General features: G+C 62.2%; 8 protein-coding genes. 5 read left to right on the top strand and 3 right to left on the bottom strand.

Going from position 1 to position 11,911, the window contains the following annotated elements:
* Positions 1 to 26: 26 nt before the first annotated feature.
* A complete protein-coding gene (locus ACVWZP_RS09435) occupies positions 27 to 1,271 on the bottom strand; it encodes an MFS transporter (protein WP_457369697.1) in 1,245 nt (414 codons plus the stop codon).
* A 116-nt stretch (positions 1,272 to 1,387) separates the two neighbouring features.
* On the opposite strand from ACVWZP_RS09435, the gene ACVWZP_RS09430 reads away from it, so the two are divergent.
* The 4 genes from ACVWZP_RS09430 (at position 1,388) to ACVWZP_RS09415 (ending at position 7,642) form a co-directional block, all read left to right on the top strand.
* Entirely contained in the window at positions 1,388 to 3,598 is a 2,211-nt protein-coding gene (locus ACVWZP_RS09430; RefSeq protein ID WP_457369696.1) for a TonB-dependent receptor, read from the top strand.
* A gap of 183 nt (positions 3,599 to 3,781) precedes the next feature.
* Complete coding sequence (locus tag ACVWZP_RS09425) at positions 3,782 to 5,044, top strand: serine hydrolase domain-containing protein (RefSeq protein ID WP_026140145.1); 1,263 nt, start codon at positions 3,782 to 3,784, stop codon at positions 5,042 to 5,044.
* A 116-nt stretch (positions 5,045 to 5,160) separates the two neighbouring features.
* Positions 5,161 to 6,498 (top strand): alginate export family protein, encoded by a 1,338-nt coding sequence (locus tag ACVWZP_RS09420; protein WP_046383971.1) that lies wholly within the window; start codon positions 5,161 to 5,163, stop codon positions 6,496 to 6,498.
* Positions 6,499 to 6,538: 40 nt separating this feature from the next.
* Entirely contained in the window at positions 6,539 to 7,642 is a 1,104-nt protein-coding gene (locus tag ACVWZP_RS09415) for a polyamine ABC transporter substrate-binding protein (protein ID WP_046383970.1), read from the top strand.
* A 26-nt stretch (positions 7,643 to 7,668) separates the two neighbouring features.
* Here the strand turns inward: ACVWZP_RS09415 and ACVWZP_RS09410 are convergent, their stop codons facing one another.
* Positions 7,669 to 8,280 carry a TetR/AcrR family transcriptional regulator gene (locus ACVWZP_RS09410; RefSeq protein WP_017847941.1) on the bottom strand — a complete coding sequence of 204 codons (612 nt, stop codon included), beginning with the start codon at positions 8,278 to 8,280 and terminating at the stop codon, positions 7,669 to 7,671.
* Between the two features lie 98 nt (positions 8,281 to 8,378).
* Positions 8,379 to 10,151 carry a sigma-54-dependent Fis family transcriptional regulator gene (locus tag ACVWZP_RS09405; RefSeq protein ID WP_232566485.1) on the bottom strand — a complete coding sequence of 591 codons (1,773 nt, stop codon included), beginning with the start codon at positions 10,149 to 10,151 and terminating at the stop codon, positions 8,379 to 8,381.
* 270 nt (positions 10,152 to 10,421) lie between these two features.
* Between ACVWZP_RS09405 and ACVWZP_RS09400 the strand changes: the two genes are divergently transcribed.
* Positions 10,422 to 11,897 carry a benzaldehyde dehydrogenase gene (locus tag ACVWZP_RS09400; protein WP_232566486.1) on the top strand — a complete coding sequence of 492 codons (1,476 nt, stop codon included), beginning with the start codon at positions 10,422 to 10,424 and terminating at the stop codon, positions 11,895 to 11,897.
* The last annotated feature ends 14 nt before the right edge of the window (positions 11,898 to 11,911 follow it).

The following is an 11,911-nucleotide window of genomic DNA, read 5'->3' as shown; positions in this document are numbered from 1 at the left end:
GTGTCCTTCATCGCCAGGCACCTGGTTCAATCCCGACCCGCGACTTGGTGGGGTTGCTTGCCCGCGGGCCAATAACGCAGAGCGACGATCAGCACCAGCGCCAGCGCATACGCCAGGCAAACGAACAGATACGTGTAGGGCAGTCCATACGCTTGGCTGAGCAAGCCGCCGATGCAGATACCGGCAATCGAGGCAAACTGCGCGGTGCTTTGCGCGATACCCAGTACATAGCCCTGTCGGGCACTGTCGGCGGTGGTCGAGATCAGGGCCATCAGCACTGGCGTCGTGGCACCCAGCAGTACTCCCCAGACGAAGTAGGCCAGGATAAACACCACGGGGTTGCGGGTAATGCCCGCCACGGCGGTCAGCGCGATGCAACCGATCACCACGTAAGTGATGCGCTGCAGCGTCTGGCGTAGAGAGCGCTGCTCGAAGTAGCGCGACCATGCCGTCGCCGAAAGAATGAAGCCCAGGGCCAATAGCCCGTAGCACAGGCCGACCACTGAGTGGCTGACATCGAATGTGGAGCTGACGTAAAGCGAGAACGAAGTCTGGGGCAGCATTCGCGCCAACAGCAGAATCCCCATGATGCCCAACAGCGACAGCAGGGGCGAGCCACGCCAGCCGGCAGCGCTGGCCTGGGCGGGGGCGCAGGTGTTTACCGGCGTGGTTTTTTCCACAGGGGGGACGTCCGGCAGTGTCATGGCGGCGATCACCGTGCAGGCGGCGCATAACACCGAGGCCACGATATTGATCCAGAAAAACGTCGCGTAATCGAGAATCAGGCCGCCGAGCACGGCGCCCAGCAACGAGCCGACGTTGGTCGAGATCTGCAGAATCGCGAACAGCCGGGCCCGGCGCGACGGGCTTTCGATACTCACGCCGTAGGCCTGCGCCGGGGCAATGTAGCCCGCGAAGGCACCCTGCAGGAAACGCAGGGCCAGGATCGCCCAGATGTCGCTGAAGAACGCCAGGCCGAGCTGGGTCAAGGACAACCCGGCGAGCGCGCGGATCATCATCAACTTGTGCCCGTATCGATCGCCGATACGGCCCCAGAACGCACTGGTCAGCATGATGCCCAGCATCGGTCCCACGTACACAGCGATGCTGGCGAAACTGAAAAGCGCCTCCGAAGAGGCCAGCCCGCGCAGGTGTACGGGCCAGAACGGCCCGCTCATTTCCATCGCGCCCATGGAGACCAGTTGGATCGCGAACAAAAGATAAACAAGGGTCCTGACACTTGAACCCTGAATGACACCTGCATGGGACATGAGACGGCCTCGGCGGATGAACCCGGTAAAAAAACAGGGAGGGATGATACTTTTTCGCAAGTCGGCTGGCATTAGGAGTGATTCCCATTTTCCTACGTTGAAAGGATCCTCTCGTCATGCCCGTTATCTGTCGTCCCTATGGTGAACGTGTGTTAACCCTCGCGATTCGGAGCGCCATGCTGAATGTCGTCTTGGTCGCATGCAGCGCCAATGCCTCGGCGGCTACGCCACAGCCCGCAGCGGGCGACGCGTCAACGCCTGACAGCGCGCAGAGCCTGATCCTCGACACCACCACCATCGACGCCCGCGAGGCTGGCCCCACGGCATTGCCGCCGGTACTGGCCGGCGGGCAGGTCGCCCGTGGCGCGCGCCTGGGGATGGTGGGCAACAAGGATGTGATGGACGCCCCGTTCAGTGTGACCAGCTACACCGCCAAAACCCTGGCCGACCTGCAGACAGTGACGGCGGCCGACGCCCTGGAGCGCGATCCTTCGGTGCGGTCCACGGGGCAGACGGGCGGTATCGTCGATTCGTTTTTCATCCGTGGGTTTGCCATCGGCGAAGGCAACCTTGGCGAGTTGGCCTATGACGGCGTGTACGGTGTGGCGCCGAACTACCGGACGTTCACCGACTATGCCGAACGCATCGAGGTGCTCAAGGGGCCCGGTGCGCTGATGTACGGTGTCTCGCCGAACAGTGGCGTTGGCGGCGTCATCAACATCGTGCCGAAGCGGGCGCTGGATGAAGACCTGACGCGCTTTACCGGCAGTTACGCATCGGACTCCCAAGTGGGCGGCCACTTGGACATCAGCCGGCGCTTTGGTGAAGAAAACCAGTTTGGCCTGCGCTTCAACGGCAGCCTCCAGGGCGGCGACACCGCCGTCGATAATCAGAAGCGCGAGGTGGATATCGGGGCCATTGCCTTGGATTATCGCGGCGAGCGGTTGCGCCTGAACCTTGACTACATCAGCCAGAAAGAAAACTTTGACGGCGCCTCGCGCCCCTTCACCGTCGCAACGGGCGTCGACGTGCCATCTGCCGCCAATGGCCGCACCAGCCTGCCGCAAAAATGGGGTTGGTCGGACACCAAGGAACAGTCGGCACTGCTCGGCGGCGAGTATGACTTGAGCGATGCGCTGACCGTGTTCGCCCATGCCGGCGGGGGCAAGTCGGATGTGAAGCGCCTGTCCGACCAGGTGCCCAGGATCCTCAACGACGCCGGCGATACCAGCAATATCCCGGGTTATTACAAGTTCAACGTCGACCGTTCGACCGCCGATGTGGGCCTTCGCGGGCTGTTCGCCACCGGGCCGGTGACGCACATGACCACGCTGATGGCGACCCGTTACCGGGACGAACTGTCCCGAGGCATCACCAATGGTAAGGAGATCCGCTCCAACATCTATCACCCGGTGGATACGCCCAAGCAATACCTCGACGCCCCCAAAGTGCTGCGCATTTCGGAAACGGAACTGTCCGGCGTCGCACTGACGGACACCCTGGGCATGCTGGACGACCGCCTCCAACTGACCCTCGGCCTGCGCCGGCAAGCGATCGAGTCGCGTAACTACAATGCCGCCGGGGCTGTCAGCTCCCGCAACAAAGACACTGTCACGACGCCGTTGCTGGGCGTCGTGGTCAAGCCCTGGGATGACGTGTCTTTGTATTACAACTATGTCGAGGGCTTGAGCAAGGGCGATACCGCCCCAGGCACCGCGAACAACGGCGGCCAGACATTCGCCCCTTATGTGTCCAAACAGCACGAGCTCGGCGTGAAGTATGAACACCACACGTTCATCACGACCGTGGCGTTGTTCCAGATCGAAAAACCCAGCGGCGAGCTGGGTGCCAACAATGTGTATTCCGTGCAATCGGAGCAACGCAACCGTGGCGTGGAGGTGAGCCTGTACGGGGAAGTCGCGCCGGGCACGCGCTTGATGGGGGGCGTGACGTTCCTCGACGGCGAGTTGACGAAGTCCGCCACCGCAGCCAACCGGGGCAACAAACCGGTCGGCGTACCCGACATCCAGGCCAACCTCTGGGCCGAATGGGATACCCCATGGCTGGAAGGCTTTACCTTGACCGGCGGCGCGATCTACACCGACAGCCAATACGTCAACCAGGCCAACACCCAGGAACTGGACGCCTGGACTCGCATCGATGCGGGCGCGCGTTATGCCACGAAAATAGAAGGGCGACCTACGACGTTCCGCGCCACCGTGCAGAACGTATTCGACCGTGAGTACTGGTCGGGCGTCGCCTCCTACGGCGCCTTTTCCCCGGGATCTCCGCGCACCTTGCAGTTGTCGGCCACGGTTGATTTTTGAGGTCGGTGTGGAGTGTGCTTTTCATGACGGCGAATGTGCCGCGCACCGCCGGCGACCGGCTCGATGCAGCGATAGCGGAGTGAGTGTTATCGAGTAAAAAGTTTTATTGACTAAAGATAAATATCGGGTAATGATTTCTGCGCATCTGCTCTCATGCAGAGTCATCTCCAGGGTCATCTCCCGATGAGTCATAAAAACCCGTCTTTTCTTGCGACGCTTTACGTCGAGGCCACTGAATCGTCGTCGGCCACTTGCGCGGCCCCTTTGCTGATGCATGGCTTTCCCGCCGAGCCGGAACACCGAGTCACGTGGCACAACTGGATGCGTCCGCCCTTCAGCCAGTGGGGGTTCCGCAACCTGGCGCGCTTGCGCCCCACCATCGACGTACCGGCGGGCCCAGGGCCGGTCGGTACGCTCAAGCAGGCTCCCAATGCGCTGGACCAGCTGTGTTTCGACAGTGAGTGTGGGCTGAGCATCAGCGTTATCGACCACCTCGAGGCCAGCCAGACCGACGCCTTTTTGGTGATGCAGGGCGACACGGTATTGTTCGAGCGCTACTTCAACGGTCAGCAGGCCTGCGACCGGCACATCATGTTTTCGGTGACCAAATCGCTGATCGGCACCCTTGGCGAACAGCTGGTTTCCAGTGGCGTGCTCGAGCCTGGGTTACCCGTCGCGTACTACGTGCCCGAACTGGTGGGCAGCGCGTTTGGCGATGCGACGGTGCGCCAGTTGTTCGATATGGCGGTGGGCATCGACTACAGCGAGGTGTACGACGATCCCAACTCGGAGAGTTCGCAGTACGGTTACGCCTGCGGGTTTCAACCGGCACCGGCGCAATACGCTCAATTCGAGTCGTTGTACCAGTACCTGCCATCCCTCAAAAAGCGCGCCAGCCACGGTGGCTTTTTCCATTATGTGACCGCGACCACCGAAGCCTTGGCTTGGGTCATGGAGCGCGCCTCGGGCAAGGCCTGCAGCCAGTTGTTGGCAGAAATCTGGAGCCGGCTGGGCTGTGATCGCGACGGCTATTTCATGGCTGATCCCTGGGGACGTAACGTCGCCGGGGCGGGTTTCAGTGCGACGTTAAGAGACATGGCGCGCTTCGGCCGTCTGCTGGCCAACGATGGCTGTCACGAGGGGGTTGAGCTGCTGTCGCCCGAGACCGTGGCACGTATCGCCGCCGGTGGGGATCCGGCGATCTACGCGCAAAATGCCGAGTTTTCCGGCTGGACACCGGGTGCGTCCTATCGAAGCCAGTGGTACGTGTTCAACGATCACAGCCAGGCCCTGATGGCCGGTGGCATCCACGGCCAGTACCTGTTCATCGACAAGCCCTCCGGCGTCGTGATCGTCAAGCAATCGTCGCTGACCGATGCGGTCGGCCCGTTCGATGCCGATAGCGTGCGAATGCTGCGCGCTATCAGCGCTCACCTGAGTCACTGACACACCCCGAAAAATAAGAGTCTTGCGTTCTATTCACCTGGCTTTGCCATGTGTTGGCGGCGCTTTGCGTCGCCATTGACTGCCCTGTAACAACAATAATCACACAGGAGCTTCTTATGGTTTTCATCAAGCGTTTCTCTCGAGCGCTCATAGCGGTCGGCTTACCCTTGACCACCCACGTCGCGTTGGCGGGCTACACCTTTGAGGACGGCGATCTCAAGGGCGAAGTCAACCTCACCGCGGGGGGCGCGACGCTATCAACCCGCGGCGTCAACTTCGGCAGCGGCCGGGTCGATGCGCGCAACGGTAAAAATGGCGGCACCAAGATCGACTGGCAAGAGTTCTACGTAAAACCCGGGGTCAAACTCGAGTATGCGTTGCAACCCGATTTCAGCTTGCTGGCCGGCGGTTCCCTGGTCGCGGCAAGCACGTTCGGCGACGGCGACGCGGGCGGTTTTACCCGCAGTTCCGACGGCAAGGTTGCCGCTGAAGAACTGTACGGCGGGTTCCGCGCCGGTGAGTGGAAGTTCACGGCTGGCCGCCAGAACTACATGGTCGGTACGGGGTTCATCGTCATGGACGGCAACCTGGACCAGCTCAAGGACGGCGCCTACTGGCTGGGCCCTCGAACCGCCTTCAAGGATTCGGCGATCCTGGCCTGGGAACATGGCGCCTTGAAGTCTCAGGCATTCACCCTGCGCACCGACGATGACCTGGGTGATTTCCGCATGACCGGCGTCAACCTCGATTACAACCTCGACGACCAAGTGACCCTGGGTGCCATGGCCATGCGGGTCAACGCCCTGGGGCCCAAAGGCAGCACGCTGCCTCGTCGTCGCGACGGCATGCAGGTGTACAACCTGCGGGCGCTCAATGCCAAGGTGCCCGGCGTACCGGCGCTGACTCTGAATGCGGAGTACGCGTTGGAGCGCGGTAGCGGCGAGGGGGTCGATTACGATGCCAACGCCTGGTACGGCCAGGCCGACTATGCCTTCAGCACGTTGCCGTTGACGCCTGTCATCGGTTATCGCTACGCGAGCTTTTCCGGTGATGACAACCTCAGCGATAACCGCCAGAAAGCCTGGGACCCGTTGAGCAAGGGCTTCGTCGACTGGAGTACGTGGCTCGTCGGCGACGTGGTCGGCAACTACCTGCTGTTCAACAGCAACGAAAATGTCCAACAGTTCTCGCTCAAGACCCACCTCAACGAGACCCTGACCCTCGGCGCCATTCACTACCAGTTCTGGCTCGATGAGAAAAACTACATGGGCGCGGCGGTCCGCGATCGGCGCTTTGCCGATGAGAGCGTGATATTCCTCGACTGGACGCCCACGCCGTCGTTCTATACGTCGCTGTCCTATAACTGGGTCAAACCACTGGCCGCCGCCAAGCAGGTGTTCGGTGACGACCAGACCTTCAGTGCGTTGGAACTGTATTTCACCTATCGCTATTAAGTGCCGCGAGCCTTTGCGGCCGCGCTGGAGTGTTTTTATCATGAACAGTTTTTTGCGTAATACCGTGTTGGGCACTGTCGCTTCGTTGTTGATCAGCGGTTTTTGCCTGGCCGAAGAACGAACCGTAAGGATCTACAACTGGATCGAATACCTGCCGCCGGAAGTGCTCAAGAGCTTCCAGGAAGAGACCGGAATCCGCCCGATCTACGATGTATTCGACAGCGCCGAAACCATGGAGTCCAAGCTGCTGACGGGAAACTCCGGGTATGACGTGGTATTCCCGGGCACCGCCAACCTGGGGCACCTGATCACCGCCGGTGCCGTCCAACCGTTGGACCGCGCGCAGTTGCCGAACTGGCAGCACCTGGACCCCGAGTTCATGAAATCCCTGGAAGCGGTGGGGGACACCGGCAACCGCTACGCCGTGCCGTACCTATGGGGCACCACATTGATCGGCTACAACGTCGACAAGGTGCGTAAAGCCTTGGGCGCCGACGTGCAGATGAACAGCTGGGACATCATCTTCAAGGAAGAAAACCTCGCCAAGCTCGCCAGTTGTGGCGTGGGTTTCCTCGACGCCGGCAACGAGATCCTGCCGATTGCCTTGCACTACAAGGGCCTCGACCCCAATAGCCAGAAGCGTGAGGACTATGCGCAAGCCCAGGCCGTGATGATGAAGATTCGCCCTTACGTCACTTACTTCAACTCGTCGCGCTACGGCATGGACCTGGCCAACGGTGATATCTGTGTGGGTGTGGGCTGGTCCGGCGGTGTCGCATTGGCCACGCGACTGGCAGATGCCGCCGGCAAGGGCGTCAAGGTCGAGATGGCACTGCCCAAGGAAGGCGCGCCGATGTGGGCGGACGTGATGATGATCCCGGCCAATGCGCCCGATACTGCAGAGGCCCATGCGTTCATCAATTACATCCTGCGCCCGGACGTTATTGCGCGCATCAGCAACAAGATCGGCTACCCCAACCCGAACAAGGACGCCACTGCGCTGGTGGACGCCAGCATCCGCAACGACCCCAACATGTATGTGCCGGAGGAAGCGCGCAAGACCCTGTTCGCCCTGGAGCCGATCCCGGCCGCCGTGGAGCGTATCCGTACCCGCACCTGGACCGCCATCAAGAGCAACCGCTGATCAGTATGGCCTGACCCCGCAATGGGTCAGGCCTGCATGCCGTAAAACAGCAACTCGGTGATACGCCTGACCTGGGTAGAGTGCGCGTCGATATCCGGGTGTTCCTGGTTAACCAGCCTGAACAGTTGCAGGTGCGAATAGTCGTTCAACAGGAACGCGGCCAATTCCACATCGAGCTGCGGGCGCAGCTTGCCGGCCCGTTGCAATTCCCGCAGCAATTCGCTGATTTCGGCCCTGAGCGCATCGTTCATGGCCCGATAGCCTGCCGGCAGTTCATTGTTGCCACCGAAGAGAATCAGCGGCAGCAGTTCACGCCACAGGCTGGGGTGCATGACTTCCAACGCATAGCCGGTAAGCAGGCGTTCCAGGTGGCAGAGCGCCTCGACCGGGTCGTCTATTTCGTGGATCCGGCTGCGGGTGTCGATGATCGCGCGTTGATCGGCGTGGTGCAGGATTTCCAGGATGATTTCCTGCTTGTTGCCGAAGTACTTGAACACCGTCGGCGGCGATACCCCGGCCTGGCTGGCGATCTGTTCGATGGTGGTGTTCTGGAAACCCTGGCGCTCAAACAGTTCGATCGCGGCCTTGCTGATAGCTTGCCGGCGTTCGGCTTTCTGACGTTCACGCAGTCCGCTCACAGGAGATCCTTGTCACGAGTAAAAAGAGGGGCGTTTGTCGCCCCGGTATCCCTGCAAAATACTTAATTGGGTAAAGCTTTTAAAGCACTAATTGCCATTCAAGGGGTTTGCCGCTGATGCTTCTTCAATCGGTAGGCAAATTGAGCGCGGCTGAGCCCCACGAGCCTGGCGGCGGCGGCCAGGTTGCCGGCGTTTTGTTGCAGCGCTTCATTGATCAGGCGCGATTCAAGGCCGTCGATGGAAAACCCCTGGTCCAGCTGGCCAAGGGTGTCCAGCAGTGCAGGGCGGGGCGCTGTGGTGGTTAGCTGCGGCCCGCTGTTTGACAGGCTGCCGTGGTCGTCCAGGCCATAGGGATCGGCGGGCATCGGCTCGTTGCGAAACAGGTGCACCAGGTCAATCGCTTGGCCTTCGTCACTGGCGATCAGGCCGCGTTCGATCAGGTTTTGCAGCTCGCGTACATTGCCCGCGAAGTCATAGCGCAGCAAAACCTTCAGGGCGCGCATGGTCAGGCCCGCCGGCGTTCGCGCGTATTCCTGGCAGAAGCGCGTGAGGAATGCGTTGATCAGCAGCGGGATGTCGTCCCTGCGTTCGCGTAGCGGTGGCAGGGCGATGGGGTAGACATTCAGCCGGTAGAACAGGTCTTCACGAAACGTACCGTCAGCCACGGCTTTACGCAGGTCGATATTGGTGGCGGCGACCACGCGCACATCCACCTTGATACCGCGCACGCCGCCGACCCGTTCGACTTCCCGCTCCTGCAGGGCCCGCAGCAACTTGCTCTGCCCGCCCAGGCTGAGGCTGGTGATTTCATCCAGGAACAGCGTGCCGCCCTGGGCCCGTTCGAAACGTCCAGGGCGCGAGTGCGTCGCGCCGGTATAGGCACCGCGTTCGACGCCGAAGAGTTCGGCCTCGATCAGGTTATCCGGAATGGCGGCGCAATTGAGCGCCACGAACGGGCCGTCATGGCGGTGACTGAGCTGGTGCAACTGGCGCGCAAACATCTCCTTGCCCACCCCGGACTCACCGCTGATCAACACCGTTGCCGGGGTCAGCGCGACGCGTTGCAGGGCTTGTGTCGCGGCGTTGAACGCCGCGCTGGCGCCCACCAGCGTTTGCGGCGGGTTGGCCCTGGCGCTGTGGCTCACCGGGTGCTCGGGCGTGGGCGCGAGCGTGGTGCTGGTGACGGCTTGGGACACATTCAGGTAGCGCAGGTCTTGCTCGACGTCACCCCATTGCTCGGCCGTCTTGCCGATCACCCGACAGCTGCGGTGGCCCATGCCACGGCATTCCACTTCGCGGAAAATCACCATTTGCCCGAACAGGCCACTGACGAAACCGATGGCATAGCCGGTTTCAGTCCAGCACACCGGGTCCTGGCCGATGCCGTAGGCGCCCACATGCTCATCGGCCTCGCAGGAGTGGTGCCAGAGGAACTCACCTTCATAGAACCCCGAATCGGCATCGAACTTGAAGTGCAGCGGCTCGACCTTGGTCATGCCCTCCAGGGTGTGCAGGTGTGTCCCGGCGCGAAACACCGCGGCGGCATCGGCCTGTGGCCAGCGCTCGCGTATCAACCGCGCATCCCGCGCGCCGGAGGCATAACCGGTGCGGGTGAACAGGCCGCGCGCCTGCTCCAGGCCCAGGCGTTCGATGACCTCCCCGCGCAGGGCGCCGAACGACGAACTGTGCAGCAACAACATGCGTTGATCGTTGAGCCAGATACGCCCGTCTTCGGGAGAAAAAAACAGGCAGTCGGTCAGTTCCGCCGGCGTGGGCGAGCTGCCGGCACTGAGTTGGCGGCTGTCGCCGCGCGGATGGAAGGCCGCATTGGCCACCCGGTCGTCGGGCAGCGCACTGGGGGGATTAGTCATTGTTATGCCCCTGCAAAGCGAGTGAACGATATGAGTAACTGCTCAGATAGTTATTAAACATAACCTTATCAATTGAACAAGTGGCAGGGCCCCGGTTCTTGCAGGCAACCGCTCGGTGGGGGGTGAGCGCAGCGCGGCGGGCTGCGACCCAGAGCCCTCGACGCGTTACGTCAGCAGCTTTGCGCGCAAGCGGCACAGCCTTTGCTCAAGGCTTGATGCGGCGTTTGCACCCTGTGCAGGCGATGACAATTACAAGAACTCGGAGTTGCCATGTCAGTGTCTGAAACCACTCACTTTCTACAGCGGGCCATTGCGTCCGAATGCCTGTTCAACGGCGATTGGATACCCGCCTCGGGGTCCGTGATCCCAGTGATCGAACCCGCCACCGGCGAACCCCTGATGCGCTGCGCCATGGCCACCCCGGCCGACATCGCCATCGCCTGCCGCAACGCGGCCCTGGCGCAGCCGGCATGGGCTGCATTCGGTCCACGGGAGCGCGCCGAGGTGTTTCGCAAGGCGGCGGACCTGGCTCAGCAGTCCTTCGCGGAACTGGCGCTGTATGTCGCGCGGGAAACCGGCGGCGCGTTGTTCAAGGGTGAACACGAAGTGCGCGAAGCGATAGTGCTGCTGCATCAGGCGGCGGGGCTGTTGTCCCAACCGCACGGGGTGGTGCTGCCCAGTGAAGCCGGGCGCCTGTCCTATGCGCGGCGTCAGCCCCATGGCGTGGTCGGGGTGATTTCGCCGTTCAATTTTCCGCTGATCCTGTCGCTGCGCTCGGTGGCGCCGGCGCTGGCGGCGGGCAATGCGGTGGTGCTCAAGCCCGACCCGCAGACGCCGGTCAGCGGTGGTTTTCTCATCGCCCGGCTGTTCGAGGAGGCGGGCTTGCCCAAGGGCCTGCTGCAGGTGTTGCCCGGCGCTGCGCCGGAGGGGGAGGCGCTGTGCCGCGATCCGAATGTGCGGATGATTGCGTTCACCGGATCCACGGCGGCGGGGCGCAAAGTCGCCGAAGTGGCGGGGCGACACCTGAAAAAAGTCGCGCTGGAACTGGGCGGCAAAAACCCGCTGATCATTCTCGAAGACGCCGACCTCGACCTGGCCGCGAGCAATGCCGCCTGGGGCGCCTGGATGCACCAGGGGCAGATCTGCATGGCGACCGGCTTGATTCTCGCCCATGAATCCATCGCCGAACGCCTCACGCGCAAGTTGGTGGACAAGGCCCGGGCGTTGACGGTGGGCAATGCCGCCCGCGGTGAGGCCGCGCTCGGCCCATTGATCAACCAACGGCAATTGCAGCGCGTACACGCAATCGTCAGCGACAGCCTGCAAGCGGGCGCGCGGTTGGAGGCGGGCGGCGAATATGACCGGTTGTTCTACCAGCCCACCGTGCTCAGTGGCGTGCGTCCGGGTATGCGCGCGTTTGAGGATGAAATCTTCGGCCCGGTGGCCACGGTGGTCAGCTTCGCCACGGACGAGGAGGCCATCGAACTGGCCAACCGCACCGAGTACGGCCTGTCGGCCGCCATCATTTCGCCGTCGGTCGGGCGCGCCATGGCCATCGGCGAGCGGCTTGACTGCGGCCTGTTGCACATCAACGACCAGACCGTGGCCGACGAATGCGTCAACCCGTTCGGCGGGCGCGGAGCCTCCGGTAATGGCGGCAGCGTGGGCGGGCCGGCCGACTGGGATGAGTACAGCCAGTGGCAGTGGGTCACGCTGAAAAATACACCGCCTGCCTATCCGTTCTGAGCCCTGGCTCATCG

This window comes from Pseudomonas sp. TE36184, from assembly GCF_054060055.1.
This window is presented reverse-complemented; position numbering and strand designations above follow the sequence as displayed.